Raw genomic sequence first — 25,098 nt, forward strand, 5'->3', positions numbered from 1 at the left:
CGGTGGCCTCCGGAAGGAGTGCGTCATGAGTCTCATCGGAACCCTGCTCGGGTGGGTACTGACGGTGTTCTTGGTGCTGTTGATCGCGCGGATGGTGGTCGACTGGCTCGAAACGCTTGGCAATCGGTCGCCGTGGGTGGGGAAGGTCCGGTCGGTGACCCATGCGGCGACAGAACCGGTGATCGCGCCGGTGCGCAAGGTACTCAAGCCGGTCCGGCTGGGCGAGGTCTCCATCGACCTCGCCTTCACGGTCGTGTTCATCGCCGTGCTGATCCTGCGGGCGGTGGCGTTCAGCCTGTGACCGGCGCACCTTCCACCCGCCACCTGGTGAGCACCGCGCTCACACAGGTGGCGTCGGTGAGGGCGTCGACCGTGTCGGCCAGCGCCGATTCGCGGGCGCGGTGGGTGAGGACGATGAGATGTGCGTCGTCGCCGTGGTGTTCCTGACGCACACGTTCGATGCTCACCCCGTGGTCGGCGAAGATCGAGGCCACCTGCGCGAGCGCGCCCGCGTGATCGGTGACCCGCAGGTTCAGGTAGTAGCGGGTGGGAATGTCGCCGAACGGCGCGACCGGTAGCTCGGCGTAATACGAGGCGCGTGGAGCCCGGCCACCGTTCACGCGGTTGCGCGCCGCACTCACCAGATCACCGAGCAGTGCCGAGGCAGTGGCCCGCGTCGCGTCGCGACCGGAGAACATCAGTCGCCCGGCGCCCTCGGCGTCCACCGTCACCGCGCTGAACGGCGCCTCCACCTGGGCCAGCGGGTGCGCGGCAGGCAGCAGTGCGGGATGCACCCGTACCGAGATCCATTCCTTGCCACCGTCTTCGGGCTCACTGATGCGGGTGCACACGGTCAGCTGACGCAACCGCAACGACAACGCGTCGGCAGCCGCCAGGTCGTGTGCCGGCGCCACCCCGAACTCCTCGAAATGCACATCGGTGACCTCCACCCGGGTATGAAAGGCCAACGTGGCGAGGATCGCCGCCGCGTGCGCGTCGGCCGCGGCGAAGACGCCGAGCACCTCGCGCACGCGATCGCCCGACAGCGACTGCGTGAGCGGCCGGACCACCGGCACCCCGCCCGCAACGGCGGCCTCGAAACACAGATCCGCCCCGAATTCCTCGGCAGCCGACATCAATTCGGCACCGTGCGAGGCGATGAGCGCGGTATTCGCGGTCACCACCGAACGCCCCGCCCGCAATGCGTCGAGGACGGCGTCCAAGCTCTCGGCGGTCGCGGTGGTGTCGACGACGAGGTCGGCCGCGTCCGTGTCGAGGGTCAATCGCGCCCCGGCTCGTGCGCTCAGTTCGTCGGTGGATTCGGCGATGATCCGCACCACCTCCCCGGCCTGCGCCCCGGTGCCGAGCACCGCGACACGCAACGAACGGGAACGAAAGTGCCGAGTAGCCATACGAATTCGCCTAACGCCGAGAACCGCCGAACATCGGAGCCGGCGCACGCGCGCCACCCCCATGCGGCCAGTATCCCGCCAGAAACGGCACGGCGGCACCACTTTTCGCGTCACAAACCGCCCAGCCACGCCCGGATTGCCGGGATACTCGACGGGAGTTACCCGCGAGTACCTCGCGGGCGAGCAGGGAGAGGACAGCGGGATGGCCCTGGTTGTACAGAAATTCGGTGGCTCGTCGGTCGCGACCGCGGAGCGCATCCGCCGGGTCGCCGAGCGGATCGTGGAGACCAAGAAGCAGGGCAACGACGTGGTTGTCGTGTGCTCGGCGATGGGCGACACCACCGACGAATTGCTGGATCTGGCGGGTCAGGTGGCGCCGGCACCGCCGCCGAGGGAGATGGACATGCTGCTCACCTCGGGCGAGCGGATCTCGAACGCGTTGGTGGCCATGGCCATTCATTCCCTCGGCGCGGAGGCGCGTTCGCTCACCGGTTCACAGGCCGGGGTGATCACCACCGGCGCGCACGGCAACGCCAAGATCATCGAGGTCGATCCCGGCCGGGTGCGGCGCGCCCTCGACGACGGCGAGATCGTGCTGGTCGCGGGCTTCCAGGGCGTGAGTCAGGACAGCCGTGACGTCACCACGCTCGGTCGAGGCGGCTCCGACACCACCGCCGTCGCCTTGGCGGCCGCGCTGCACGCCGACGTGTGCGAGATCTACACCGATGTCGACGGCGTGTTCACCGCCGACCCGCGCATCGTCGGCGATGCCCAGAAACTCGACCAGGTCTCCTACGAGGAGATGCTCGAGATGGCGGCGTGCGGTTCCAAGGTGCTCATGCTGCGCTGCGTCGAGTACGCCCGCCGCTACCAGGTCCCGGTGCATGTTCGCTCGTCCTACACCGACACCGTCGGCACCACCGTGTTCGGCTCGATGGCCGACATCCCCGCCGACCAGGCCGTGCTCACCGGGGTCGCGCACGACCGCAACGAGGCCAAGGTGACCGTGGTCGGCGTGCCCGACGAACCCGGTTACGCCGCGCAGGTGTTCCGTGCCGTGGCCGATGCCGAGGTGGGCATCGACATGGTCGTGCAGAACACCGGAACCGGCCGCACCGACATCACCTTCACGCTGCCCGCCGCCGACGGCGACCGCGCGGTCGCGCTGTTGCGCTCGCGTCGCGCCGAGATCGGCTTCGCCGATGTGCGCTACGACGACCGCGTCGGCAAGGTATCGCTCATCGGTGCGGGCATGCGCAACAATCCCGGCGTCACCGCGACCTTCTGTGAGGCACTGGCGGCAGCGGGCATCAATCTCGACCTCATCGCCACCTCCGAGATCCGCATCTCCGTGCTGGTCCGCGACACCGACCTCGACGAGGCGGTGCGCATCCTGCACCGCGCCTTCGACCTGGGCGGGGCCGAGGTGGCCGTGGTGCACGGCGGAACGGGACGCTGACCTGGTTCAGCCGATCGAGGCGGTGAGGGCGCGCAACGCCTCGGCGGTGGCCGGGATGAGCGGCGCCCGTCGTTGCGCGGCGCGGGCGGCCAGTTGTTCCATGATCCGCTCGCGCACCCCCGGCCATTCATCGCGCAGGATCGAATAGAACGCGGTGTCGCGTACCTCGCCGTCGAGGCCACGGGAATGCGCCCGGCGCACACCGTCGCTGACCGCGCCGAGCCGTTCGATGGCCGCCCGGGAGCGCAGGTTGCGGGCGTCGGCGCGCAGGGTCACCCGGCGCACCCGCCACGTGTCGAAGGCGTGGGTGAGCAACAGCAGCTTGGAGTCGAGATTCACCTGGCCCCCGCGCACGGCGGGGGTGAGCCAGGTGTTGCCGATCTCCACGGCGTCGGGAATCGCGCCGCCGGGGGAGGCGGTGACCGGTTCGGCCGACAGCGGCCAGGTGAGCGGACCCTGCCAGTAGTCGAGGCGGGTGAAGCGGGTGGCGCCGACCACGCATTCGTCACCGATCATGACGATGGCGAAGGCCAGCGCCGAACCCGCCAGCTGGGCGGCCTCGGCCTGGAAGACATACGTGCGCGCTTCCTGTTCGCCGTGCGGGACGACGGTGAACCCCGGTTGGCCACGCAGCGCCTGCGCGGCCGCTGCCAGACCGGGAACGTGGTGGGGTGCAAGGGGTTCCAGCCGTACGATGCGGCCGTCGAGGATAACGGGTGCGGGCATGGTGACCGGCGTCCTTCGTTTGAGAGGGTCACCGAATCACGAGGCGTGGATCCTCACGCGGCACATGATTCGGCGAAGCGACACGAACGATCCAGCAGCATCGAAAAGAACTGGATGGACGATAGCCGAACGTGCGCCGTTCAAACACTCGAACGCACCCGTATGTCGCGCGCGTGTGCACGACACGAAATGGGCGCCGATTCCGGTGCCGCCGACTCGGTCCGGTCACAAACCGCTCCGATGTCTGTCTCGAGGCACGTTTACGCACCTCAGAGGCTATAACGGTTCTATAAATCACATCATTGTCGGCTTGCTGGGCAATTGTCCAGAATTGTCGGACTATTCCAGTTCGAACGCCTATTCCTGGGAAATGTAACAACCGTTATCGCTTCGTGTCGAACACCTATTCGATGTGACCCAGATCACATGGTCTGTTATCCTCCGGTTAGACCTGGCACGCTCGATATTGCTGAACGTTAACCGTTTGTGATCACTGCGCGCGCCACCTGCGTGGTTTGACCTACCGGCTGTGTCGGGACGGCCGTCCGGAAGGGAGCTCGTGACTATGAGCAGCATCTACTTCGAACCGAACAGCAATCTGTCAGTTACCAAGCGTGACCGCCACGTCACCGACGACTCCATCGCCCCGCTGGCGATTCCGAGCCTTGTGCTCGGCATGTTCCTGGTCGGCCTCGGCCTGATCGCGCTCCTGCGCCTCGGCGACTGGTTCGCCAACTATGGGCCCGAACTGGTCATTTCCGCCTATGCCCTCTATATGGCGGCGTCCGGTTGGCTGGTGGTCTGGAGCGCGGCGACCGTCCGGTCGCAGCGCGGTCACGGACCGGCCGGGTCGTCCTGATCGTCTCGGCCCGCCGCCGCGAGTGCCTCCGACAGTTCCCGGCGCAGACGCTGCGCCGTTGCCTCGTCGCCCGCGTCGGCGGCCGTGGTGATGTCCTGGCGTAGCTGGGCGATGGTGTCCTGCGAAACCATGAGAATCCTCCTTCAGATGTATGCCGACGACGTGGCGGGCGCCAGGTCGTAGACGGCGTATTCGGTACCGATCACCGGCTGGGCGACATTGCGCACCCGGATTCCGCCCGGGGTGGTGCCGCGTTCGGTGCCCGCGTGGGCGTGACCGTGGACCGCCAGGTCGGCGCCGCACGCATCGATCGCCTCCCCGAGCAGGTAGGAGCCGAGAAACGGGTAGATCTCCGGCGGCTCGCCGTGCAAGGTGTCCGACACGGGCGAGTAGTGGGTGAGTGCGATGGTCACGTCGGTGTCGAGCCGGCTCAGCGCCGTGTGGAGCTGTTGCGCGAGCTCGACTGTGTGGGTCGCGAACTCGCGCATCTGCGGTTCGCCGAACGCGCTCGCGCACTTGCCGGCGAACCCGCCGCCGAAACCCTTGGCCCCCGCGATGCCGAGCGTGCGTTCACCGATGGTGAGCACCGTCGAGGTGCCCTCGAGCACGGTGATGCCGTGCGCGGACAGCAGCGCGCTCATCTCCTGCTCGCGGTCGCTGTGATAGTCGTGATTACCGAGCACCGCCACAACCGGGACGTCGAGATCGCCGAACTCGCTCGCCACCACCTCCGCCTCCTCGAGGGTGCCCAGGCGGGTGAGGTCACCGGCGAGCAGCAACACATCCGCGTGCTCTGGCAGCCGTTCGAACACCGGCCTGCATCGACCACGCGAATCCGCGCCGAGGTGCACATCGCCTACCGCCGCTACGCGCATCCCACTCACCTCAGCACTTCCGGTTCGGCCGGTTCGGCGGGTCTGCGTACCCGCACATCGTTGTGGACCCGCAGGTCACCGATCCGCTCGTGCAGCACGGCCTCCAGTGCCCGCCTGCTCTGTTCGTCGGCGACCTCGCCGGTGAGTACGACGACATCGGAGCGCAGCGTCACGTGCACACTCATCGTCGCGGTCCGCGGATCCTCGGCGAAGGCGCGGCGCAGGTTGGCGACCACGTACTGCGGTGGCTCGGCGGCGGGCGCGGGTGGTACGTGGTGGACGCCGAGGTCGTCGAGCAGCCCGAGAAATGCCCGCGCGTAAGGCGATTCGGCCGTGTCGCGGTGCACCTGGGCCCAGTCGATCTGCTCGCGCAGGGCGCGGGCGACCTCGAGCAGGCGGGTGAAATCGAGACGGTGCGCGTCGAGCACCATGAGTTTGTCGACCAGCACGTCGGTGGCGGGGAGCACCGGTGCGGTCGCGGGGCCGACCGGCATCGACTCGGCGCGGTCGAGCAGGTCGTCGTCGACGGTGCGATGGTTCGTGCGGAAGATCAGGTCGACGAGGATCTCGCCGTCATAGACCTTGGTCAGCCAGTTCTCCGGTGGATCGACGGGCCGTAATCCCTTGGCCGCCAACGTGTCCCGCGCGGCATAGGCGTCCTCGGCGCGGAGGAAGATGTCCACGTCGTGATCGCTGGCCGGACCGCCGTGCGCGTACACCGCGCAGCCGCCGGCCACCGCGAAGCGAATGCCGTTGTCGTGCAGGGTGTTGACCACACGGGTCAGCGTCTGCAGCAGGTCCGAGATCTCGGCGGTCATCAGGCCACCACCTTTCGCCGGGGACACCCCGGGCCCGGCATCGTGCCAGGCCCGGGGTCGGTAGCAGGGAGTCAGCGGCCGCCGTGGCTGTGCTGACCGCCCTCGCGCTTGGCCTCGGTGGGCTGCGCCTGGGCGCCCTTGCGGCCTGCCTCGCGCGGGTCGGCGGAATTGCGATCGCCGAAGCTGCCGCTGCTGGCCTGGCCGCCACGGGCCGCTTGCTCCTGGGTGTCGTTTCGGTTGCCGAACTGTCCAGGGTTGTTCGGATCAGGCATGAATGCCCTCCTCGTGTCGTCTGGTCTTCTGGCATGTGGCCGTTGTTCTCGACCACACCGTCGCACTACCCGGCCGCGCGCCGCTCAATCACGGGTACGCCGGTCGGTGGCGGGATTCGGGCGGTGTGTGCCGGGTATGCGCGCAAAGAGGGCATCGGCCCCGGGCGACGAGGAGCGGTGATGGACGACGATGACGCCGACTGGAATCGACGGGTGCGTGGCGAGAACACCATCCAGCGTCTCGACCGCAACTGGGCCTCCTTGCTGCAAGAACTGCGGGTGCTGCAGACCGGTGTGCAAGTACTCACCGGTATCTTGCTGACCTTGCCGTTCCAGTCCCATTTCGACGCCCTCAGCACGGAATTGCGGGTGGTATACCTCGTCGTCGTCACCGCGTCGATCGCCGCGACCGCCCTGCTGGTCGCCCCGGTGGCAATGCATCGGCTGCTGTTCCGCAGGCACCGGCTCGATGCCCTGGTCACCGGCGCGCACCGGCTCGCGCTGGCCGGTATCGCCCTGCTCGGGGTCGCGCTCACCGGCATCGCCGTGCTGATCTTCGATGTGGTGGCCGGGACCACGGCGGGCATCGTCGCCGGAGTCGTCGCCTCGATCGTGTTCCTCGGTCTGTGGGTGGTCCAGCCGCTGGTCTACCGCAAGGGGCCGGAGACGGACTGAGCTATTCGCTGCTTTCGCGATCTTCCAGGCCAACGGCGTCGGACAGTTCCTGCCGTTCCCTGTCCAGTGCCGGATACTCGTTGCTCAATTCGCCCATCAGTGCCGCGAGACCGGCGGCGAGCGCGTTGAGCTTGTGCTGGGCGGCGTCGTCGTTGCGGGCCTGGGTGTTCTGCAGCAGTGCCACGAGCAGGAAGGTGACGATCGTGGTCGCCGTGTTGATCACCAGTTGCCAGGTGTCGATGCTCGGGAAAAGGAACACCGAAGGTGCCCAGATCAGGACCAGGGTGAGGCAGGCGGCGAAGAACCATGCCTTGGACGCGAAATTGCTTGCACCCGTGGCGAAACGGTCGAAGAAGGGCTTGTGATTCGAGATGTCCGACGGCATCGTCGCATCGTTCGACTTGTGTCCGGACATGTCGACCACCCACCTTCACCGGGCCGGGCAAAGAACTCTGTGACAGGCGAATATCCGTTTCTCGGGATTTCAACCAAAAGGTCGGTTCGGTTCGGCCGCACCGGGTAAACGCCCGCTGTCCACCGATCCGAAAGAGGTGAAGCATGGCCGTCTGTGAGACGTGTGGCAACGACTACGCGCGCGCGTTCACCGTGAGCCGCGACGGGCAGAGCTGGACGTTCGACAGCATCGAATGCGCCGCATCGAAGCTGGCACCCGACTGCGCGCACTGCGGATGCCGGGTTCTCGGCCACGGGGTCGAGGCCGGACAGACCGTCTTCTGCTGCGCCAACTGTGCCCGCCGCGCCGGGCACGACGCCCTCGTCGACAGCGTGTAGGAGGAGCCGTGCACGAGGACATGATCTGGGTGCAACTCACCGTGCCCGCCGGGGTGGACGACGTCTTCGCGGTGCTCGCGGACGGGTGGTCGTATTCGGGCTGGGTCGTGGGCGCCTCGCACATCCGCCGCGTCGACAAGGGGTGGCCCGCGGTCGGTACCCGCATCCATCACAGCGTGGGGCCGTGGCCCCTCGTCATCGAGGACACCACCGAGGTGCGGGCATCGGACGCACCGCACACGCTGGAACTCGACGCGCGGTTGTGGCCGATGGGCGCGGCTGTCATCCGCTTCGAGCTGCGCGAGGTCGCCCCGGCCACGACCGAGGTGCGGATGGGGGAACTGGCCGTGCGCGGGCCGGGCAAGCTCGTCCCACGCGCCGCGCAGGAGGTGTTGCTGACCCCGCGCAACCGCGAAACCCTGGACCGGCTGTCGGATCTGGCTGTCGGCCGGAGCCGCGCCGCGGCCGGAGGCTGACCGTCAGGGCTCCAGGTCGGTGAGCGCCTTTCCGCTCGGGATATCGAGCGGCACCGAGACCTGGTCGTGGGCGATCAACCAGCTGCCACCGACCTTGCGCAGGCACAGCGTCGCGCGCACCCACATGCCGTCGGTGACAGCGCCGTCGCGCAGTGTGCCGCGCAGCCTGCCGAAACCGTGCCCGTATGCCACGTCGGTGCCGGTCGTGAAGGTCAGGTCGCGGAACTCGTAGGTCAGGGTGTCGAACACCTGGAATACCCGTGCCCAGTTCGCCAGCTTCGCTGCCCTCCCGCAGTGTTGCAGGGGTGGCTCGATATCGAACGACACGGCGTCGTCGGTGTAGAGGGCGCCGATGCCGTCGAGGTCCTTGTTCCGCAGACACTCGACCAGCCGGTCGATCTGTGCGCGGATCTCGGCGGTTTCGTCGGCGGGCCGCCGCAGCGGTGCCAGGGCTGTGGTCCACGCGACGAGCTGGTCCAGCGTCTTGCGCAACGCGAGGTCGTGGTGCTCGCGCGCGACGAAGGTGGTGGCGTTCTCGAAATCGGTGAGCACGCCGATCGAGACCGAATGGCCGATGTCGGCCATCCCCAGCGTCCCGCACACGGTGCGCAATTGCACCACGGAGCGGGCGCCGCCGTTGACGCCGTACCCGACGAAGGCGACGGTCTTGTCGGTCCATTCCGCGAAGGCGTGGTCGAGGGCGTTCTTCAGGACGCCGGGGACACCGCCGTTGTACTCGGGGGTGATGATGACGAACCCGTCGAACGGTGCGATCCGGGCGGCCCAGGAGCGGGTGTGTTCGTTCTCCGACGGGCCGAACATCGGTGGCGTTGTCTCGTCGAAGTGTGGGAGCGGGTGGTCGCGCAGGTCGACGAGCTCGAATTCGGCGTCGCCGCGTCGCGACGCCGAATCCAGCACCCATCGGGCGACCTGGGCTCCGTTACGGTTGGATCGGGTGCTGCCGAGAATGATGCCGATTCTGATCATGACCTTCCGACGACGCGGACGCCGGAAATGTCAGGCCCTCACAGATCGGGGCGCTGTTTCGTCGGTCATGGTGAGGGAACCGACCGCGAGGAGCCGATCATGACCGACCCCCACCTGTCCGAGGTGATGAGTGAGCGCCGCCAGTTGCTCAATCTCGCGTACCGGCTGCTCGGATCGCTGGCCGAGGCCGAGGACGTGGTGCAGGAGACCTATGCGCGCTGGTACGCGATGAGCGAACAGCGCCGCGCCGAGGTGACCACGCCCGGTGCCTGGCTGACGACGGTGGCGGGGCGCATCTGTCTCGACCTGCTCGGCTCCGCCCGCGCCCGCCGGGAACGCTATGTGGGCGAATGGATTCCGGAACCCGTCCCCGGCCGCTCCGACTTTTTCGGCGGTACCGCAGCGCCCGACCCCGCCGATCGGGTGACGCTCGACGAGTCGATCAGTATGGCCTTCCTCGTCGTGCTCGACTCCATGACCCCCGCCGAGCGGGTGGCCTTCGTGTTGCACGACGTGTTCCGCTACTCCTTCGCCGAAATAGCCGAGGTGGTGGGGCGCACTCCGGCCGCGTGCCGTCAGCTCGCCTCGAGCGCCCGCCGTCGCATCGACACCTCACCGCGCCCACCCGAAACCGCGCGCGCCGAGGTGGTGCGGAATTTCAAACGGGCCTGGGAGGCGGGCGATATCGAGGGACTCGTCGGGTTGCTCGACCCGACCGCGATCGCGACGGCGGACAGCGGTGGGCTGGTTCCCGCCTTTCGGGAGCCGCTGGTCGGCAGCAGTGAGATCGCGACGGCGTGGATCCACATCGGCACGCGGTTGTCGACAGTGGTGCTGGTGGAACGCATGGTGAACGGGCAGCTCGGTCTGGTCGCCGAGGCCGACGGGAAGGTTATCTCGGTCTACTCGTTCGACATCATCGACGATCGGATCAGCCGGATCTGGGTGATGCGGAATCCGGAGAAACTGCGTGCGTGGACAGGCTAGGGATCGTTGCGGGGAACGCGGCCGTCCACGTCGGTGAATCCGTAATCCTCGGCCAGATCGGCGACCTTCCACGCCTTTCCGGTGCGCGCGAGCCGGTCGGGGTCGGCGGCCAGGGCGACAACGGCCCGGCCGGGAAACCTCGGTGTCTCGGCGGCGTTCAGGTCGAAGGTTCCTTCGCCGGGCAAGGTCACCAGGCGACGGCCCTGGTCGTCGGCGGGAACCATCTGCAGCAGTTCGGTATTCACGATGCCGGGCCAGAGGGATACCGCGGTGGTCGCGGTGCCGTCGAGATCGTGGGCGAGGTCGGCGGTGAGCCGGTCCAGGGCGGTCTTGGCGACCCCGTACACCGCGTTGTGCAGGTAGCGCTGCGAACCGGGGGAAGAGATATTGACGATCAAACCCTTCGACTCGATCAGCAACGGCGCGGCGAAAACGCTTGCCGCGTAATGCGATCGGACGCCGATGTCGAATGTTTCGTCCCAGGCCGCAGGCGGCACCTCCCAGAATTTGCGGCCGAGCCAACGGGCGGCGGCGGGGGAGTTGTAGACATTGTTCACCAGCACGTCGAGGCGCCCCTGTTCGGCGCGCACCCGCGTGAACAGTTCCTCGACCGCCCCGTCGTCGCGATGATCGCAGACCACCGCCACGCCGAGCCCGCCGAGGGCGGTCACCTCGGCGGCGGTGTCGTGCACGGTGCCGGGGAGCCTGCCCGCGGTGGTCGTGCGACCGGTGACGTACACCGTCGCGCCCGCCGCGCCGAGTTCCTGGGCAATGCCTTTGCCGATGCCGCGGCTGGCTCCGGTCACTACCGCGACCCGTCCGCCGAGAATCTTGGGTGTTCCGCTCATGGCCTCGGGACACTACCTTGAAATAGGAACACGTTCTAGATTCTTGGAGGCGCTGGTGGAACTTCGGCATCGATTCCTGGACGCCTGCGACGTCCGGTTACATGTGACCGAGCAGGGGCAGGGGTATCCGGTGGTGTTCTGCCACGGCTTCCCCCACACCGGCTACATCTGGCATCGCCAGCTCGCGGCCGTCGCCGAGGCGGGTTTCCACGCGATCGCGCCCGATCTGCGCGGCTACGGACGCACGCAGGCGCCCGCCGATGTCGAGGCGTACACGAATGCGGCCGTGATCGGCGATCTGCTCGCCCTGCTCGACGACATCGGCGCGCGGCAGGCGGTTTTCGTCGGCCTCGACTTCGGCGCCCAGCTGGTGTGGGAGCTGTCGTTGCGTGCGCCCGAGCGAGTGGCCGCCGCGGTGGTACTGAACAATCCCTTCGCACCGCGCCCACCCCGCCCGCCGTCCGATTTCTGGACCAAGGCCGCTCAGCGCCACTTCCTGCACCTGTCCTATTTCCAGGAACCCGGCCGTGCCGACGCCGAGCTCGCCGAGCGGCCCCGCGAATTCCTGGCCAGGGTCTACTACTCGCTCTCCGGCGACTACCACTACCTCGACACCTGGAAGAACCCGCCGGGGCTCGGCTATCTCGATGTCCTGCCGAAGGCTCCCGACCTGCCGTGGAACTGGCTCGGCGAAACCGAATTCGACACGCTGGCCACGGAATTCGAGCGCACCGGGTTCACCGGTGGCCTCAACTGGTACCGCAACCTCGATCGCAACTGGCACCTCACCGAGTCGCTGGCCGACCGTCGCGTGACCGTCCCGACCTACTTCCTCTACGGCGAGAACGACCCCGACATGGAAGGTTTCAGCGGTCGCGACCCGCTGGCCACGCTGCGCGCCAATGTGACGGATCTGCGTGCGGTAGTGCAGGTTCCGGGTGCGGGGCATCTGGTCCATCTGGAACGCACGGACCCGGTGAACGAGTTCGTTCTCAACGCGCTCGCTGACCTGGCGCCACGGCCGTAGCGGTCGGGTCGGTTCAGCGTGCGCGGTCGTAGACGAGGGCGAGCTCGCCGGACGCACCGGCGGTGTGGCTGGTCAGTGTCCACCGGGAAGCCGGCAGCCCGTCGGTGAAGAACAGCGCGCCGCCCCCGGCGATCTCGGGAACGATCATCAGATGCAGGCGGTCGATCAAATCGGCGGCGAGCAGATCGGCCACGATCGTCGGGCTGGTGTTGACCAGGATGTCGCCGGTACCAGAGCTCTTCAATTCGGTGATCACCTCGGCGGCGGGTGCGTTCACGACGCGCGTTCGCTCCCAGGGTGATTCGGTGAGCGTGCTCGACAGCACCACCTTGTCCACGTCGACGAGCCACTTCGCGTAGGCGCGGTCGCGCGGATCGGCGTTCTCGTCGGCGGCGACGGTCGGCCAGTAGCCGAGGAACCCTTCGGCGTTGCTGCGCCCGAGGACCGCCGTTGTCGCGTCGGCGTGAATTCCGCTGAGGTAGTCGCGGGCGGTTTCGGTGCTCGCGTAGGTGACGATGGCGCCGAGATCGGACGGGCCGGCCGGTCCGTGGTAGCGGCCGTCGAGGGTGAGGCTGATGTTGGTGGTGACGCGGCGAGTGCTCATGATCGGGCTTTCCTGTCGAGGTTGTCGAGGACCTGGGACCAGCCGGTTTCGATACCGGCGATGAAAGAGGCTGCCGCCACCGTGGTTTCGGCGATGACGAGGTCGAGCCGGAATCGGGTCCCGGGCCCGTCGGGCTCGAAGGTGAGGGTGTAGTGGCCGGTGAAGGAGACCTCGCCTGCCGCGTCGAGTACCGACAGGTCGAAGGCGAGGCGGTGGTGTTCGTCGGCCTCGATGACCCGTCCGGTCGACCGGTAACGCCCGCCGTCGTCGTCGCGGTAGTCGAGCACCACCCGGCCGCCGGGAAACGGCTCGATCCGGCAGTCGGTGATGGTCATCGACGGCGGCACCCACCAATCCGCGAGCAAATCCGGATCCACCCAGTGCCGCCACAGTGCCTCGGGTGCGACTCCGAACGTCCGCTCGAAAGCGAAGCTGCGCCCGTCGGCCCACCGATCATGCTGCGCGGCAGCGGTTTCGGCTTCGACGGCGGCCAGATAGCGCTCCACCACATCTCGCTCGTCGGCGTGCTCCTCGATGGTCGCGAGCATCGCGCGCAACCGCTTGTCGAGCTCCCGCAACGGTCCGGGTTTCACGGCGTAGACCCGGCGTTGCCCGAGCGGGAACACCGAGACGAGGCCCGCCTTGGCGAGGGTTTGGAGGTGCTTGGTCGTCTGCGGCTGACGCAACCCGGTGTGGGTGGCGAGTTCGCCGACCGACCGAGGCCGCTGCGCGAGGAGTTCGACGATGCGCCATCGTGCGCTGTCGCCGAGTGCGGCTGCGATCTCTTCCATGAGCAGAAGTATTCACTATGAAGAATATTCCTGTCAAGGAATACAACTGTGGCCCCCGGCTTTGTCAACCGGGGGCCACAATTCGAAAGAGGAGCCGGATCAGTCGCGGAAGGCGTCCTTGACCTTCTCGCCGGCATCCTTCAGGTTGGACTTGGCCTGGTCGCCGCGGCCCTCGTTCTGCAGATCGCGGTCGTCGGTGGCCTTGCCGGTCGCTTCCTTGGCCTTGCCGGCCAGCTCTTCGGCCTTGTTCTTCGCCTTGTCTGCCAAGCTCATGGCATTCCTTCCGGACAGAACGCTCGACCACAGGTGATCGATGGGCCATCCTTGGGACCCACGGGGCGTCTACCCGGGGCCACCGAACGCAAACAGGGCCTAGGTGAGAAGGTCGGCCAGATCACCGATCACCACATCGGCGCCCGCGGCGCGCAGGGCGGCCGGGCCCGTGCCGCGATCGACCCCGATCACCCGGAAACCACCCCGACGACCTGCCTCGACGCCCGATACCGCGTCCTCGATGACGATCGTCTCGGCGGGTTCGACACCCAGTGCTCGGGCGGCAGCGAGAAACATCGCCGGATCGGGCTTGCCAGCAAGCCCGTCACGCTCGGCGACGGTGCCGTCGACGATCACCGCGAACCTGCCGAGCAGTCCGGCGGTGTCGAGCACCAGCACCGCATTGCGCGAACTGGATACCACTCCCATCGGAATCCGGAGCGCCGCAAGAGCATCGACCAGACGCAGCGAGCCGTCGAACACGTCGACCCCGTCGCGGTGCACGATCTCGGTGAATCGCCCGTTCTTCCGGTTGCCGAGGCCGTGCACGGTGGCTGCCTCGGGCGCGTCGTCGACGGTGCCGTCGGGTAGTCGCAGCCCGCGCGAGGACAGCACCGCTCGCACGCCGTCGATCCGTGGTTTGCCGTCGACGAGGTCGTAGTAGTCGTCATCGGTGAACGGTGCGACCTGTGGTGGCAGGAACTCGGTGAACAGCGTGGTCCACGCGCGGCGGTGCACGGCAGCCGTATCGGTCAGTACCCCGTCCAGGTCGAACAGCACGGCGGCGGCCTGCTGTACGGCCACCCGCTCGGTCACGAGGCGACGCTTTCGGGCGCGCGCACCTCGACGACCTCGCCCGGCCACACCCGCACGGGGTCTCCCCACACGCTGATGGTTTCGGCGGGGCCGTCGCCGATCAACTCGAATCGGGCGTCGTGGTGGCCGAGGTCGACGCGCACCACCCGCCCGTGCCAGTGCACCGAGAACCGCAACCGCTGCCACGACGACGGCAGCGCGGGGGCGAACCGCAATCCCTCGCGGGTGGCCTGGAAACCGCCGAACCCATGCGTGGCGACCTGCCAGGTGCCCGCCGCCGACGCTATGTGCATGCCCTCTCCCGTATTGCCCTGATTGTCGTCGAGATCGACGAATGCCGCACGGCCGAAGTACCTTTCGGCCGTGCCCGCCTCGCCCACCCGCAAGCCGACGATGGCATGGATGGAGGGGCTCAGCGACGATTTGTGCAGTGTTCGCGCCTCGTAGAACAAGTAGTTCTGCCTGCGCGTCTCGAGCGAGTACTCCTCGGGCAGCAGGTGCATGAGCATCACCACGTCGGGCTGTTTGAGCAGCGACGTGCCCTCACAGTTGAAGTGGTCGAAACCCGCCGGGTATCGCGGCATGTCGTTGTCGTCCCATTCGGTGATGGGGACGACGGTTCGTTCGAAATAGCCGTCGAACTGCTCGATCACCCCGCAGTCGGGGTCGACCGGCACGCGGATTCGCCGGGCCGCATCGACCCATTGCTCGGCTTCGGCCGCCGACAGCGCCAACGGTTCGGTAAGGGCGGCAAGCAGTTCCGGTTGTTCGGCGGCCATCCGCCGATAGACCGCCGCGGCCTGTTCCAGGTGCCAGCGCACCAGCCGGTTGGTGAAGGCGTTGTTGTCGACGTGGGAATGGAATTCGTCCGGCCCCATCACTGTTCGCAGCACCAGCGCATCGCCTTCGGGTTCGCATCGCTGTACCCAGTAGCGGGCGGTCTCGAACAGGATCGGCGCACCCTCGGTGAACAGGTACGTCTCGTCGCCGGTGACCTCGGTGTAGCGCATGATGGCGTACGCGACATCGGCGGTGACGTGCAGTTCCTCCTCCCTGGTGTAGAAGCGGCCGGAGCCGTCGTGGGTGTACTGCGGGCATTCCTCACGGCCTGTGTCCGCCGATTCCCACGGAAAGCGGGCACCACCGGTGGCCCCGTTGTCGGCGGCGACCTCGCGGGCACCGGGCAGGGTGTGGTGGCGGTAACCGAGCAGGGCGCGAGCCGCACGCGGCTGGGTGAACAGGTAGAACGGCAGCAGCATGATCTCGGTGTCCCAGAAGACGTGGCCGCGATACCCTTCGCCGGACAGGGATTTGGCGCCGATGCTCACCGTCGGGTCGTCCGGGTTGGCGGCGATGAGCAGGTGATAGACGGCGAACCGCAATGCCTGGGTGACGCGGTCGTTGCCGACCACCTCGCAGTCCGATTCGGCCCACAACCGGTCCCACGCCGCCGCGTTCGCCGCGCTCGCCTGGTCGAAATCGGTGACCCGTGCGACGGTCGCTCGCGCCCGATCTTCCGGTGCCGCAGTGGCTTCCGGATCACGGCTGGTGGCGATGCCGACGAACTTGTCGACGCCGACCGTCTCGCCCGCCGCGACGGCGAAGTCCACCTCGACCGCGATCGACTCGTGACTGCGCGCCTCGACCCGGCGTCGCGGTGTCGTCGGCAGGTCGGTGCGCAGGGCGTAGGCCAGATCGACACCGCTGTCGATCGTGCGGCATTCGAGCATTCCCACGCCATCGGTGAACCCGGTTCCGGTGGAACGTAAGTGGGTGGACCGGGCCCACTTGTCCCACTTGCGGTCGTACCCGAACTCGGTGTCCTCACGGTAGGTGGGCAGCCGCTCGAGATTGCGCCGGTGCCCGTCGATGCCGGTGCGGATCGTCACCGTTGCCGCGCGATCCAGCGCGGTCACCCGAACGCGCAGGCAGCACAGATCGCGATCGGCCATGCTCGCGAAACGTTCGGTGCGCAGCACGAATCGGGCACCGTCGGGCAGCGCGAATTCGGTCTCGCGGGTGAGGACCCCGCGGCGCAGGTCGAGCTCGCGGTGATGGCGGAGAACCGCCGCCGATTCGGTGTCGAGCCGGGTTCCGTCGGCAAACACCTCGGTGACCAGCCAGTCCGGCGCGTTCACCAGGTCGACGACCGGCGCATCGAAGGCGTCGTACACCCCGGCCAGAAAGGTGCCGGGCAGCGAGCCGGTATGCCGCTCCTCGAGCGAGCCCCTGGTACCGAGGCGGCCGTTACCGACGGTGAAGATGGTCTCGAAATAGTTGGCGCGGTGCGGGTCCCATTCTTTCTCGACAACGATCCACGGGTTCATGGCGGCCCTCCGGGAGGTGATCGAAGGTGCGGATCAGGCGGTCGCGGTCGGATGCTGGTAGCCGGTGGCCTCGTCCATGTCCTCGAGCGATTTGCCCTTGGTCTCGGGCACGAACCTGGCGACGAACAGCAGCGACAGCAGCGCGAACACCGCGTACATGCCGTAGGCGAAACCCAGCGAGAACGTCTTCAGGCTGGGGAAGCTGACCGTGATCGCCCAGTTGGCCGCCCACTGACCGGCGGCGGCGAGCGAGAGCGCCGCCCCGCGAATGCGATTGGGGAACATCTCGCCCAGCAGCACCCAGACCACCGGCCCCCAGCTCATCCCGAAGAACACCACGAACAGATTGGCCGCGACGAGCGCGAGGACACCGGGCACACCGGTCAGGTGCGGTTCGAGCACCCCCTCGGCATTGGGCACCTGCGGCGCGGTCCCGAAGCACACCGCCATGGTGGCCAGGGTGATGGTCATGCCGATGGAACCGGTGAGCAGCAGCGGTCTGCGCCCGACCTTGTCGACCAGCATGATCGCCACGATGGTGGTGGCGATATTGACCACCGAGGTGAACACACTGATCTGGAACGAGCTGGACTCCTCGAAACCCACTGCTTCCCACAGCACGTTCGAGTAGTAGAAGATCACGTTGATGCCGACCGCCTGCTGGAACACCGAGAGCATCAGGCCGATCCAGACGATCGGGTAGATCTTGCCCGCGGGATTCTTCAGATCGCGCCACGACGGTTTGGTTTCACCCTCGAGGCTGTGCTCGATACGGCCGATGGTGACCTCGAGGTTGCGCTGGCCGAACAGCGTCGACAGCACACTGCGTGCTTCGGGAATCCGATGGGTCGCCACGAGGAAGCGCGGCGATTCGGGGATCGTCGAGGCGAGCAGGCCGTAGACCACGGCCGGAACCGCCATCGACAGGAACATCCACCGCCAGGCTTCGAGCCCGAACCACAGCTGCTCGCCTGCGCCGCCGGCCAGATGGGCCAGGACGTAGTCGACCAGCAGCGACAAGAAGATGCCGAGGACGATGGCGAGCTGTTGCAGCGACCCGAGCCGGCCGCGGATGTTGGCGGGGGAGGTCTCGGCGATATAGGCGGGCGCGATCACCGAGGCCACGCCGACACCGAGCCCGCCGATGACGCGGCCGAGCACCAGCACCCACAGGTCGGGGGCGAAGGCCGTGCCGATCGCGCTGATCAGGAACAGCAGGGCGGCGATCTTCATGACCTTGATGCGGCCGATGCGGTCGGCGATGCGCCCCGCCGTCATGGCACCGGCCGCGGCGCCGAGCAGTGCCGAGGCGACGGCGAAGCCGAGCGCGGCGTCGGCGACATCGAATTCGTCCTGAATCGCGGCGACGGCGCCGTTGATCACGGCGCTGTCGTAGCCGAACAGCAAACCGCCGAGCGCCGCTACCGACGCGATGCGGACGACCTGCCCATTACTGGCGGAGTCGCCGTCCGGTAGGTCCGGCCGGTTGGTTGTCGCGCCACCCTCATGCATCGGTCCGATCCTCTCCGCGGCGAGACGTGTGCCTCGCGGGTCAACCGTGAACGCAGGTCACGGCAGGCCATCCGAATGGAACTGTGTACAGGCGGAACTCTCTGCCGATTGTTGCACTCCCGCAGGCGCACCGGCCGTCACGCGCGCCGCGCCCGGGCGAGCCGTCGTCGTATTCGACCGGCAGAATTCGGGTAAAGCGGGCAACGAGGCCCGGATTGCCGGGCCCTTGCGAAGGAAAGGCGAACGATGACGCTACGGAGGAAGGCCTGCGCCACGGCGCTCGCCGTGGCCGCGCTCGGCACGCTCGCGGCAGGATGTGCCGAGGCGGAGAAGGCGGTCAACAAGGGTGGGGACACCCCGTGCAGTGAATTCACCGCGCAGGACACGGACAAGAAGCGCACCACCGTCACCAAGTTCCTCGAGCAGGAACGCGGCGAGGACGCCCAGATCGATCAGAACACCATCGACCTGTCGATCGGCGCGATCGACCTGATGTGCAGTGCCCAGGCCAACCCGGACACGCCCATCAAGGAGGCCGATCTCACGGGTGCGCTGGTCCCGAAGTAGCCGGATGCGGCACAACGCGGGGGCCGCAGTGTGATTCAGGGACGATGGCGCTGCTCGTAGGCGGCCCGGTCGGCATCGGCGCGACGACGTTGCGCTGCGAAGGCGAGTTCGGGATCGAACCCGTGGCTGACCAGCCGGTGCCTGCGGTAGACGTACACCAGCGCGACGGTGAAGTAGATCAGCGGCAGATACAGCAGCGCCATCATCGACAACCCGATCCACAGCGGCCCCGGCGTCAACAGGAACAGGCACAGCAGCGGCAGCACCGGGACCAGGATGCGCAGCAGATAGCGCCGCGTCGCGCCGGGGCCGGTGAGGTCGGCCAGCACCCAGTCCGACATCGACGGCGGCAGGGTGGCGCCGCCGATGTAGCGCAGGCGCTGCCAGAGGTTCGGGGTGGTCATCGGTTCTGCCTCGATTCCTCGGCGCGGCGTGCGGCCGTGTTCACCCGGCCGAGCACATCACGCAGTTCTTCCAGTTCGGCCAGGCTCACGCCGAGTCGTTCCACCACCGCGGGCGGGATGCGTTCGGCCTCGCTGCGCAGTGCGCGCCCGGCCGCGGTGAGGTCGATCAGGAGGGTTCGTTCGTTGTTCGGGTCGCGGCGTCGGGTGATGAGCCCGGCGGACTCGAGCCGTTTGAGCAGCGGTGACAGCGTGGCCGAATCGAGCTGGACGGCATCGGCGACGGCTTTGACCGACATCGGCGTCTCGCCCCACAGTGCCAGCATCACCAGGTACTGCGGATGGGTCAGACCCATCGGCTCGAGCAGCGGTCGGTAGACGGCAAGGACCGAGCGGTTGGCCACGGCGAGGGCGAAACAAACCTGCCGATCCAGCCGCAGCGGGTCGTCGATCTCGGTCACGCAGCCAGGTTAGCCCATGAATAGTTAGTGCACAAAGTGTCTGTTGTTTGGCTCACTCACCTGCGGGTACCGTCCCAGCACGCTCGTTCACGCCGGTGGAGGAGGATCGCCGTGGGTAGGCCCGCACAGGTACCGACCGTCGGAGTCGAAGAGGAGTTCCTGCTCACCGACCCCGTCAGCGGTGCGCCCGCACCGAAGAACACCGAGGTCGCCGCCACCGCCGAGAAGGCGGGCATCGATCTGCAGCTCGAGCTGACCAGCTGTCAGGTGGAGACCAGCACCGGCGTGCACACCGACATCGGTGAGCTGCTCACCGAACTGCGCACCTCCCGTCGGCGGGTCGCCGAATGCGCCGCACAGCACGACGCCTCCCTGCTCGCCGTCGCCGTGCCGCCGACGGTTCCCGAGGGGTACCCGGTCACCGATACACCGCGCTATCAGCGCATCGCCCGCACCTTCGGCATGATCGCCCAGGAGCAGGGGCTGTGCGGGTGCCATGTGCACGTCGGGGTACCCGACCGGGCGACGGCGGTGCAGGTGAGCAACCACGTGCGTCCGTGGTTGCCGGTGCTGCTCTCGCTCACCGCGAATTCGGCGATCTACCGTGGTCGCGAGACCGGGTACGCGAGCTGGCGCAGCATTCTGTGGCGGCGCTGGCCGAGCGCCGGCCCGCCACCGTATTTCTCCTCGCTGGACGAGTACGAGGCGATCGTGGCCATGATGCTCGCCAGCGGAAGCATCCTCGACAACAAGATGGTGTATTGGGACATCCGCCCTTCGGAATCCTTTCCCACAGTCGAGATCCGGGTGAGTGACGTGCCCGCCACCGCGGAGGAATCGGCGCTACTCGCCGCGCTGATTCGGGGGATCGTCAGCACCGGGCTCGCCACCATCGCCCGCGACGAACCCGCCACGGCGGTCCCGAGCGAGGTGCTGCGCGCGGCGTATTGGAACGCCGCGCACTCCGGCTTCTTCGGTGACGGGCTCGACCCGATCGAGGGCCGGGTGCTGCCGCATCGCGAACTGCTCGCCGAGCTCATCGACCGGATCGGCCCCGCGTTGCGCGAGGCGGGCGACCTCGAGTTCGTGACGGGGGCGGTCGCCGCCCTGACCGAGCGCGGCAACGGCGCTTTTCGTCAGATGCGTGCTCTACGCTCACGACACGAAATCGCCGATGTGGTCACGGAGTCGGCGAAAGCCACCTTGGAGGGATGCCCATGAGCCGCCACGTGCAGATCACCTTCGACGCGCACGACCCACGAGCGCTGTCGATCTTCTGGCGCGAAGTGCTCGGTTATGTGCACCCCGGCCCACCCGGCGTCGAGCTCCCGGCGGGCGCCGACCCGCTCGCCGCGTGGGACGAGTTCCTCACCCGCATCGGAGTGCCTGCCGAGGAACACAATTCGCGCTCGGCGATCGAGGACCCCGACGGAGCAGGCCCGCGCGTGTTCTTCCAGCGGGTACCCGAGGACAAGGTCGCCAAGAACCGCGTCCACCTCGACGTGCGGGCCGCGCCCGGCCTCCAGGGCGAGCAGCGCATGACCGCCCTGGAAGCCGAATGCGAGCGCCTGGTCGCCCTCGGTGCCACCCGCCTGCGGCGTTTCGAGCCGGAACCACCCATGAGCGCCGGATTCATCGTGCTGGCCGATCCCGAGGGCAACGAGTTCTGCCTGGACTGACCTGCTCAGACCAGATCGCGGGGTATCCGGCGGTGCCAGTTCTGTGAGTACACTCGGTTGCGCAGCGAGCGCGGATCGGCGGGGGAGTCCTCCAGTTCGTAGGCGTCGAGCTGGGCATCGATGACGAATTCGTCAGCGGTGCAGCGCAAGACAGTGTCGGTGACCACCTCGGTTCGCCACTCGTCGCGTTCCAGGCGGCGCACCGTGCGGGTCTGTCCGCGCACGGAGGTGACGTCGTTGTCCTGGAAGCTGAACCATTCCGTAGTCGCGCGGCGCACCGAGGTCCCGATGTCGTCGAGCACGATCGTGCCCTGGTCGTTCTCGATCTCCAGGGTCGACACCCCGCTGGCCAGGTCGCGCTCGACCTTCCAATGATGTTGTCCCGGTTCGACATGCGTCGCGGGCGCGGCCGGCGCGGCCTCCGGTTCCCCGAACGGGCGAAGGGTCGCGTCCTCGGCGCGCGGCGCGCGTTGCGGCAGGGTCAGTGTGCTCGTTCCGGTATTGATCGTGAGCATCACCGGTTCCGGCGATGGCCAGGCCAGCGGCCAGTACGACGACGACACCGAAAGCCGGATCCGGTGCCCGGGCGGAAAGGAATGCGCGATCCCGTTGAGCGGCAGGTGAACCCGATAGGTGCGCCCCGGTTCGAGCGGACGTGGTTCGGCGCTGCCGTCGCGGTGGGTGAGGTTGAGCAGGCCGTAGGTGACCCGGGTCGCCTCGCCGTTGGGTGCCACGTCCGAAAGCCGGGCGGCCAGCATCGCGTTCGGGCGGTCCGCCGAGACCTCCAGATCCAGGGTCGGCAGACCGAGGATCTCGCACGACTCGTCGAGGGCCTCGGTCTCGAATACCAGGGAGCCGCCGTCCTCGTCGCGCTGGTCCGACGGCAGGTCCGGAGTCGCGGCGTAGGACGCCCACTTGCCCGCGAACATGCCGACACTCAGCGGCGACTGCAGGCGCAGGTGACGCGTCGGTGCCGGCTCCTCGCCGAGGGCGTAGCGGCCGAGAACGAACCGGCGCGGTTCGATATTCGACGACGGCCAGCTCGGCTCGCCCACCCAGCGGCCGGGGCGGTCCTCGTAGGACGGGTGCGGGGACACGCTGTCCTGCAACCACACTCGCAGCATCGGTTCGTCCATGATGGCGGTGTCGCGGCCCTTGAGCCAGTGATCCCACCACCGCACCATCTCCTGCAGGAACCCGATGGCCGGACCGGGTACGCCCAGATGCGGATACTTGTGCCCCCACGGGCCGATCAACCCCAGGCGCGGTACATCGAGGTGCTCGAGCAGGCGGAAGATCGCATTGGTGTACCCGTCGGCCCAGCCGCCGACGGCGAGCACCGGACACTGCACAGCGCTGTAGTCCTCGTTCACCGAGGCGCGCTTCCAATAGTCGTCGCGGCGTTGGTGTTCCAGCCACTGCTCGATCCACAACCCGCTGCCCGAGAGACGTTCGTGCCACATCTCGCGCCACCGGTCACCGACGATCGCCGGGTCCGGCGGGAGGCTGTTGAAAGCGAACATCACCGTCGCCTCGGACAGGTTGTCCGACAGCAGGCACCCGCCCATGTAGTGCATGTTGTCGACGTAGAGATCCTCTGTCGCCGACGCGCTGACGACGGCTTTGAGCGCGGGCGGCCGGTGCGCGGCGACCTGGAGGCTGTTGAAACCGCCCCAGGAGATGCCCATCATGCCGACGTTGCCGTCGCACCAAGGTTGTTCGGCCAGCCACGCGATGACGTCGCAGGCGTCGTCGTGCTCGGCGGGCAGGTACTCGTCGTAGAGCACGCCGTCGGAGTCGCCGCTGCCGCGCAGATCCACCCGCACCGACACATACCCGTGGCCGGCGAGGTAGGGGTGGTTCAGTGCGTCACGGCCGCGGGTCAGGTCCCGCTTGCGGTAGGGGATGTACTCGAACACCGCGGGCAGCGGTTCCTCGGTGACCGGTCGCCAGATGCGCGCCGCCAGCCGGGCGCCGTCGCGCATCGGGATGAAAACGTTCTCGGTGACCCGTACCTCGTACGGGAACGACTCGACCGTGTGCACTCAATCGACCTCCTCGAATTCGAACGGCAGTGCCTCGAGACAGTCCTGGTAGCGCTGCTCCAACTCGTCGTGGTCGGCGGCGCCGAGATAAAGGGTGGCCAGTTTGTAGCGGTAGGGGTCCTGGTTGGGCAGCTCCGAGAGCCGCTCGCCCGCAGCCACGTCGATGGTCACCACCGTGTCGGGGAACCTGCGGCGCAGCGCCTCGATCTGTGACTCGTCGGGCACGCGGGTGACGACACCGTCCTCGTAGCGCGGCACCATGCACTGTGCGGCGACCGCGAAACGCCCCTTGCGGTGGGGCATTTCGGGGGTGCGCCCGAGCGCGACGTCGATGGCGACGGCGTGGTTGGAGGTGCCGTCGACCTTGACGAACAGGTCGCTGTGCGACTGCGAGATGCGGGTGTTCACCTCGATCAACCACAACTTCCCGGTGTCGGCGTCCCACATGAACTCGGAGTTGAAGCAGCCGTTGTCGTAACCGACGTGGCGCAGATAGCGTTCGGTGACCTCGATCATGGTGTCGCGCACCGACTCCGGCACGGTGCGCGCCGGGTAGTCCAGGTGGGCGAAGCTGTGCCCGGTGGCATCCTTGCGCATGTCGAACACGCCGTGCACCCGGTACTCACCGCCTGCCATCGACCCCTCGGGCGCTGCCTGGGTGCCGGTGACGATCTGCTCGGCCAGGCAGGTGCGGCCCCCGGCCACGCGCACGTCCTCCGGCACCGTCACCCGGGCGAGGGCCTGGTCGAACGGGTCGGCGATGCGGCCGATCTCGGCGCGGATGGTCTCGGTCGCCGCCGCGAATTCCTCGGGGTCGTGCACCTCGAAACCCAGTTGGGAGGAGTGGGCCTTCACGGGCTTGACCCAGAACGGGAAATCGAGATCGATGCTGTCGAGGGCGTTCGGGTCGAAGGGGTCGAACGCGCAGAAATTCGGCACGCATTCGGGCACGGACTCGCGTTGCAACACCCGGCTCCACAGTTTGTGCTCCGAGCGCAGCACACTCTCGAGGCTGGGCGCGGGCAGGCCACGTTCCGCGGCGAGGATGGGCACGATCACGCTCGTAGGGAAATCCCAGTGGGCGATGATGGCGTCCACCGAGCCGTCGAAGGCATCCAGTTCGGTGCGGGCCCGGTCGAGCAACTCGTCGAAATCGAACTCCTCGGCCTTGACCAGCGAGTCGTAGTCGAGCAGTCCGTGCAGTCGCAGACCGCCGGGAATCTCGACCGTGCTGATGTCGGCTCGCTGCAATTCGGTCAGACCAGGTACGAAAACATTCTTCGTCATTGGTGGCGTCTAACCGGAACGGGCGGTCCGAAACAGGGTGTGACCCGGCGATCACCGGTCGTTTCCCGGCGGCGGTTCAGGGAACGCGCGAGCAGTGAGATGTGCACGGCGAGGACAGGTGG

General features: G+C 67.7%; 30 protein-coding genes. 11 read left to right on the forward strand and 19 right to left on the reverse strand.

Features of this window, described 5'->3' with window-relative positions:
- The first annotated feature begins 25 nt into the window (after positions 1 to 25).
- Positions 26 to 301: a YggT family protein gene (locus tag HYG95_RS15470; RefSeq protein ID WP_181698635.1), complete on the forward strand. Its 276-nt coding sequence runs from the start codon at positions 26 to 28 to the stop codon at positions 299 to 301.
- On the opposite strand, the gene HYG95_RS15475 is transcribed toward HYG95_RS15470, so the two are convergent.
- The gene (locus HYG95_RS15475; RefSeq protein ID WP_181698636.1) at positions 291 to 1,412 is read right to left on the reverse strand and encodes an ACT domain-containing protein; all 1,122 of its coding nucleotides are present in this window, start codon (positions 1,410 to 1,412) and stop codon (positions 291 to 293) included. The two genes, HYG95_RS15470 and HYG95_RS15475, sit on opposite strands and share 11 nt — an antisense overlap.
- A gap of 202 nt (positions 1,413 to 1,614) precedes the next feature.
- Between HYG95_RS15475 and HYG95_RS15480 the strand changes: the two genes are divergently transcribed.
- Positions 1,615 to 2,871 (forward strand): aspartate kinase, encoded by a 1,257-nt coding sequence (locus tag HYG95_RS15480; protein ID WP_181698637.1) that lies wholly within the window; start codon positions 1,615 to 1,617, stop codon positions 2,869 to 2,871.
- Positions 2,872 to 2,877: 6 nt separating this feature from the next.
- Here HYG95_RS15480 and HYG95_RS15485 read toward each other — a convergent pair whose 3' ends face one another.
- Positions 2,878 to 3,597 (reverse strand): GNAT family N-acetyltransferase, encoded by a 720-nt coding sequence (locus HYG95_RS15485; protein ID WP_181698638.1) that lies wholly within the window; start codon positions 3,595 to 3,597, stop codon positions 2,878 to 2,880.
- Between the two features lie 565 nt (positions 3,598 to 4,162).
- Between HYG95_RS15485 and HYG95_RS15490 the strand changes: the two genes are divergently transcribed.
- Positions 4,163 to 4,456 (forward strand): hypothetical protein, encoded by a 294-nt coding sequence (locus HYG95_RS15490; protein ID WP_181698639.1) that lies wholly within the window; start codon positions 4,163 to 4,165, stop codon positions 4,454 to 4,456.
- Here HYG95_RS15490 and HYG95_RS15495 read toward each other — a convergent pair.
- The 4 genes from HYG95_RS15495 to HYG95_RS15510 all read right to left on the reverse strand — a co-directional run bounded on the left by HYG95_RS15495 (position 4,432) and on the right by HYG95_RS15510 (position 6,421).
- The gene (locus tag HYG95_RS15495) at positions 4,432 to 4,587 is read right to left on the reverse strand and encodes a hypothetical protein (RefSeq protein WP_157104676.1); all 156 of its coding nucleotides are present in this window, start codon (positions 4,585 to 4,587) and stop codon (positions 4,432 to 4,434) included. The two genes, HYG95_RS15490 and HYG95_RS15495, sit on opposite strands and share 25 nt — an antisense overlap.
- A gap of 12 nt (positions 4,588 to 4,599) precedes the next feature.
- The gene (locus HYG95_RS15500) at positions 4,600 to 5,331 is read right to left on the reverse strand and encodes a metallophosphoesterase (protein ID WP_181698640.1); all 732 of its coding nucleotides are present in this window, start codon (positions 5,329 to 5,331) and stop codon (positions 4,600 to 4,602) included.
- 5 nt (positions 5,332 to 5,336) lie between these two features.
- Positions 5,337 to 6,149: a nucleotidyltransferase gene (locus HYG95_RS15505; RefSeq protein ID WP_181698641.1), complete on the reverse strand. Its 813-nt coding sequence runs from the start codon at positions 6,147 to 6,149 to the stop codon at positions 5,337 to 5,339.
- A gap of 71 nt (positions 6,150 to 6,220) precedes the next feature.
- Positions 6,221 to 6,421 carry a hypothetical protein gene (locus tag HYG95_RS15510; RefSeq protein WP_067988858.1) on the reverse strand — a complete coding sequence of 67 codons (201 nt, stop codon included), beginning with the start codon at positions 6,419 to 6,421 and terminating at the stop codon, positions 6,221 to 6,223.
- Positions 6,422 to 6,601: 180 nt separating this feature from the next.
- Between HYG95_RS15510 and HYG95_RS15515 the strand changes: the two genes are divergently transcribed.
- A complete protein-coding gene (locus HYG95_RS15515; protein WP_181698642.1) occupies positions 6,602 to 7,096 on the forward strand; it encodes a DUF6328 family protein in 495 nt (164 codons plus the stop codon).
- 1 nt (position 7,097) lies between these two features.
- On the opposite strand, the gene HYG95_RS15520 is transcribed toward HYG95_RS15515, so the two are convergent.
- The gene (locus HYG95_RS15520; protein WP_255495389.1) at positions 7,098 to 7,511 is read right to left on the reverse strand and encodes a low affinity iron permease family protein; all 414 of its coding nucleotides are present in this window, start codon (positions 7,509 to 7,511) and stop codon (positions 7,098 to 7,100) included.
- 143 nt (positions 7,512 to 7,654) lie between these two features.
- On the opposite strand from HYG95_RS15520, the gene HYG95_RS15525 reads away from it, so the two are divergent.
- Both HYG95_RS15525 and HYG95_RS15530 read left to right on the forward strand, forming a co-directional pair.
- Positions 7,655 to 7,888 carry a hypothetical protein gene (locus HYG95_RS15525; protein ID WP_067493989.1) on the forward strand — a complete coding sequence of 78 codons (234 nt, stop codon included), beginning with the start codon at positions 7,655 to 7,657 and terminating at the stop codon, positions 7,886 to 7,888.
- 8 nt (positions 7,889 to 7,896) lie between these two features.
- Positions 7,897 to 8,364 (forward strand): SRPBCC family protein, encoded by a 468-nt coding sequence (locus HYG95_RS15530; protein WP_370465809.1) that lies wholly within the window; start codon positions 7,897 to 7,899, stop codon positions 8,362 to 8,364.
- A 3-nt stretch (positions 8,365 to 8,367) separates the two neighbouring features.
- Here the strand turns inward: HYG95_RS15530 and HYG95_RS15535 are convergent, their stop codons facing one another.
- The gene (locus tag HYG95_RS15535; RefSeq protein ID WP_181698643.1) at positions 8,368 to 9,351 is read right to left on the reverse strand and encodes an NAD(P)H-dependent oxidoreductase; all 984 of its coding nucleotides are present in this window, start codon (positions 9,349 to 9,351) and stop codon (positions 8,368 to 8,370) included.
- Positions 9,352 to 9,450: 99 nt separating this feature from the next.
- Here HYG95_RS15535 and sigJ point away from each other — a divergent pair, with 99 nt between their 5' ends.
- Positions 9,451 to 10,338 carry an RNA polymerase sigma factor SigJ gene (gene sigJ / locus HYG95_RS15540; protein ID WP_181698644.1) on the forward strand — a complete coding sequence of 296 codons (888 nt, stop codon included), beginning with the start codon at positions 9,451 to 9,453 and terminating at the stop codon, positions 10,336 to 10,338.
- On the opposite strand, the gene HYG95_RS15545 is transcribed toward sigJ, so the two are convergent.
- The gene (locus tag HYG95_RS15545; protein WP_181698645.1) at positions 10,335 to 11,186 is read right to left on the reverse strand and encodes an SDR family NAD(P)-dependent oxidoreductase; all 852 of its coding nucleotides are present in this window, start codon (positions 11,184 to 11,186) and stop codon (positions 10,335 to 10,337) included. The genes sigJ and HYG95_RS15545 overlap by 4 nt on opposite strands.
- A gap of 55 nt (positions 11,187 to 11,241) precedes the next feature.
- On the opposite strand from HYG95_RS15545, the gene HYG95_RS15550 reads away from it, so the two are divergent.
- Positions 11,242 to 12,213: an alpha/beta fold hydrolase gene (locus HYG95_RS15550; protein WP_370465810.1), complete on the forward strand. Its 972-nt coding sequence runs from the start codon at positions 11,242 to 11,244 to the stop codon at positions 12,211 to 12,213.
- 13 nt (positions 12,214 to 12,226) lie between these two features.
- Here HYG95_RS15550 and HYG95_RS15555 read toward each other — a convergent pair whose 3' ends face one another.
- From HYG95_RS15555 to HYG95_RS15580, 6 genes are all read right to left on the reverse strand, one after another.
- Entirely contained in the window at positions 12,227 to 12,817 is a 591-nt protein-coding gene (locus HYG95_RS15555) for a dihydrofolate reductase family protein (RefSeq protein ID WP_181698647.1), read from the reverse strand.
- Positions 12,814 to 13,608, reverse strand: a complete 795-nt coding sequence (locus tag HYG95_RS15560) for a metalloregulator ArsR/SmtB family transcription factor (RefSeq protein ID WP_181698648.1) — start codon at positions 13,606 to 13,608, stop codon at positions 12,814 to 12,816. Before HYG95_RS15560 ends, HYG95_RS15555 begins: the two co-directional genes overlap by 4 nt.
- A gap of 99 nt (positions 13,609 to 13,707) precedes the next feature.
- A complete protein-coding gene (locus tag HYG95_RS15565) occupies positions 13,708 to 13,881 on the reverse strand; it encodes a CsbD family protein (RefSeq protein WP_067494014.1) in 174 nt (57 codons plus the stop codon).
- 99 nt (positions 13,882 to 13,980) lie between these two features.
- Entirely contained in the window at positions 13,981 to 14,697 is a 717-nt protein-coding gene (locus HYG95_RS15570) for a beta-phosphoglucomutase family hydrolase (protein WP_181698649.1), read from the reverse strand.
- The gene (locus tag HYG95_RS15575) at positions 14,694 to 17,024 is read right to left on the reverse strand and encodes a glycoside hydrolase family 65 protein (RefSeq protein WP_181698650.1); all 2,331 of its coding nucleotides are present in this window, start codon (positions 17,022 to 17,024) and stop codon (positions 14,694 to 14,696) included. Before HYG95_RS15575 ends, HYG95_RS15570 begins: the two co-directional genes overlap by 4 nt.
- A 33-nt stretch (positions 17,025 to 17,057) precedes the next feature.
- Positions 17,058 to 18,536: a sugar porter family MFS transporter gene (locus HYG95_RS15580; protein ID WP_181698651.1), complete on the reverse strand. Its 1,479-nt coding sequence runs from the start codon at positions 18,534 to 18,536 to the stop codon at positions 17,058 to 17,060.
- Between the two features lie 246 nt (positions 18,537 to 18,782).
- Here HYG95_RS15580 and HYG95_RS15585 point away from each other — a divergent pair, with 246 nt between their 5' ends.
- Positions 18,783 to 19,103 carry a hypothetical protein gene (locus tag HYG95_RS15585; RefSeq protein ID WP_181698652.1) on the forward strand — a complete coding sequence of 107 codons (321 nt, stop codon included), beginning with the start codon at positions 18,783 to 18,785 and terminating at the stop codon, positions 19,101 to 19,103.
- Between the two features lie 35 nt (positions 19,104 to 19,138).
- Here the strand turns inward: HYG95_RS15585 and HYG95_RS15590 are convergent, their stop codons facing one another.
- Positions 19,139 to 19,507: a DUF5313 family protein gene (locus HYG95_RS15590; protein WP_067639812.1), complete on the reverse strand. Its 369-nt coding sequence runs from the start codon at positions 19,505 to 19,507 to the stop codon at positions 19,139 to 19,141.
- On the reverse strand, positions 19,504 to 19,965 hold the full coding sequence (locus HYG95_RS15595) for a MarR family winged helix-turn-helix transcriptional regulator (protein WP_181698653.1): 462 nt from the start codon (positions 19,963 to 19,965) through the stop codon (positions 19,504 to 19,506). The genes HYG95_RS15590 and HYG95_RS15595 overlap by 4 nt, the downstream gene beginning before the upstream one ends.
- Before the next feature lie 111 nt (positions 19,966 to 20,076).
- Here HYG95_RS15595 and HYG95_RS15600 point away from each other — a divergent pair, with 111 nt between their 5' ends.
- Both HYG95_RS15600 and HYG95_RS15605 read left to right on the forward strand, forming a co-directional pair.
- Positions 20,077 to 21,186: a glutamate--cysteine ligase gene (locus tag HYG95_RS15600; protein ID WP_181698654.1), complete on the forward strand. Its 1,110-nt coding sequence runs from the start codon at positions 20,077 to 20,079 to the stop codon at positions 21,184 to 21,186.
- Entirely contained in the window at positions 21,183 to 21,644 is a 462-nt protein-coding gene (locus HYG95_RS15605) for a VOC family protein (protein WP_181698655.1), read from the forward strand. The genes HYG95_RS15600 and HYG95_RS15605 overlap by 4 nt, the downstream gene beginning before the upstream one ends.
- 5 nt (positions 21,645 to 21,649) lie before the next feature.
- On the opposite strand, the gene HYG95_RS15610 is transcribed toward HYG95_RS15605, so the two are convergent.
- Both HYG95_RS15610 and HYG95_RS15615 read right to left on the reverse strand, forming a co-directional pair.
- Positions 21,650 to 23,689, reverse strand: coding sequence for a CocE/NonD family hydrolase (locus HYG95_RS15610; RefSeq protein ID WP_181698656.1), 2,040 nt, complete (start codon positions 23,687 to 23,689; stop codon positions 21,650 to 21,652).
- Positions 23,690 to 24,976 (reverse strand): acetyl-CoA carboxylase biotin carboxylase subunit family protein, encoded by a 1,287-nt coding sequence (locus tag HYG95_RS15615; protein ID WP_181698657.1) that lies wholly within the window; start codon positions 24,974 to 24,976, stop codon positions 23,690 to 23,692.
- Positions 24,977 to 25,098: the final 122 nt, after the last annotated feature.

Source organism: Nocardia sp. GTS18, from assembly GCF_013839555.1.
Taxonomy (GTDB): Bacteria; Actinomycetota; Actinomycetes; order Mycobacteriales; family Mycobacteriaceae; genus Nocardia; species Nocardia rosealba.

What these genes read in the sequence shown, in the direction of transcription:
- HYG95_RS15470 (WP_181698635.1), top strand. Translation starts at nt 26, where the DNA reads ATGAGTCTCATCGGAACCCTGCTCGGGTGGGTACTGACGGTGTTCTTG.
- HYG95_RS15475 (WP_181698636.1), bottom strand. Translation starts at nt 1,412, where the DNA reads ATGGCTACTCGGCACTTTCGTTCCCGTTCGTTGCGTGTCGCGGTGCTC.
- HYG95_RS15480 (WP_181698637.1), top strand. Translation starts at nt 1,615, where the DNA reads ATGGCCCTGGTTGTACAGAAATTCGGTGGCTCGTCGGTCGCGACCGCG.
- HYG95_RS15485 (WP_181698638.1), bottom strand. Translation starts at nt 3,597, where the DNA reads ATGCCCGCACCCGTTATCCTCGACGGCCGCATCGTACGGCTGGAACCC.
- HYG95_RS15490 (WP_181698639.1), top strand. Translation starts at nt 4,163, where the DNA reads ATGAGCAGCATCTACTTCGAACCGAACAGCAATCTGTCAGTTACCAAG.
- HYG95_RS15495 (WP_157104676.1), bottom strand. Translation starts at nt 4,587, where the DNA reads ATGGTTTCGCAGGACACCATCGCCCAGCTACGCCAGGACATCACCACG.
- HYG95_RS15500 (WP_181698640.1), bottom strand. Translation starts at nt 5,331, where the DNA reads ATGCGCGTAGCGGCGGTAGGCGATGTGCACCTCGGCGCGGATTCGCGT.
- HYG95_RS15505 (WP_181698641.1), bottom strand. Translation starts at nt 6,149, where the DNA reads ATGACCGCCGAGATCTCGGACCTGCTGCAGACGCTGACCCGTGTGGTC.
- HYG95_RS15510 (WP_067988858.1), bottom strand. Translation starts at nt 6,421, where the DNA reads ATGCCTGATCCGAACAACCCTGGACAGTTCGGCAACCGAAACGACACC.
- HYG95_RS15515 (WP_181698642.1), top strand. Translation starts at nt 6,602, where the DNA reads ATGGACGACGATGACGCCGACTGGAATCGACGGGTGCGTGGCGAGAAC.
- HYG95_RS15520 (WP_255495389.1), bottom strand. Translation starts at nt 7,511, where the DNA reads ATGTCCGGACACAAGTCGAACGATGCGACGATGCCGTCGGACATCTCG.
- HYG95_RS15525 (WP_067493989.1), top strand. Translation starts at nt 7,655, where the DNA reads ATGGCCGTCTGTGAGACGTGTGGCAACGACTACGCGCGCGCGTTCACC.
- HYG95_RS15535 (WP_181698643.1), bottom strand. Translation starts at nt 9,351, where the DNA reads ATGATCAGAATCGGCATCATTCTCGGCAGCACCCGATCCAACCGTAAC.
- sigJ (WP_181698644.1), top strand. Translation starts at nt 9,451, where the DNA reads ATGACCGACCCCCACCTGTCCGAGGTGATGAGTGAGCGCCGCCAGTTG.
- HYG95_RS15545 (WP_181698645.1), bottom strand. Translation starts at nt 11,186, where the DNA reads ATGAGCGGAACACCCAAGATTCTCGGCGGACGGGTCGCGGTAGTGACC.
- HYG95_RS15555 (WP_181698647.1), bottom strand. Translation starts at nt 12,817, where the DNA reads ATGAGCACTCGCCGCGTCACCACCAACATCAGCCTCACCCTCGACGGC.
- HYG95_RS15560 (WP_181698648.1), bottom strand. Translation starts at nt 13,608, where the DNA reads ATGGAAGAGATCGCAGCCGCACTCGGCGACAGCGCACGATGGCGCATC.
- HYG95_RS15565 (WP_067494014.1), bottom strand. Translation starts at nt 13,881, where the DNA reads ATGAGCTTGGCAGACAAGGCGAAGAACAAGGCCGAAGAGCTGGCCGGC.
- HYG95_RS15575 (WP_181698650.1), bottom strand. Translation starts at nt 17,024, where the DNA reads ATGAACCCGTGGATCGTTGTCGAGAAAGAATGGGACCCGCACCGCGCC.
- HYG95_RS15580 (WP_181698651.1), bottom strand. Translation starts at nt 18,536, where the DNA reads ATGCATGAGGGTGGCGCGACAACCAACCGGCCGGACCTACCGGACGGC.
- HYG95_RS15585 (WP_181698652.1), top strand. Translation starts at nt 18,783, where the DNA reads ATGACGCTACGGAGGAAGGCCTGCGCCACGGCGCTCGCCGTGGCCGCG.
- HYG95_RS15590 (WP_067639812.1), bottom strand. Translation starts at nt 19,507, where the DNA reads ATGACCACCCCGAACCTCTGGCAGCGCCTGCGCTACATCGGCGGCGCC.
- HYG95_RS15605 (WP_181698655.1), top strand. Translation starts at nt 21,183, where the DNA reads ATGAGCCGCCACGTGCAGATCACCTTCGACGCGCACGACCCACGAGCG.
- HYG95_RS15615 (WP_181698657.1), bottom strand. Translation starts at nt 24,976, where the DNA reads ATGACGAAGAATGTTTTCGTACCTGGTCTGACCGAATTGCAGCGAGCC.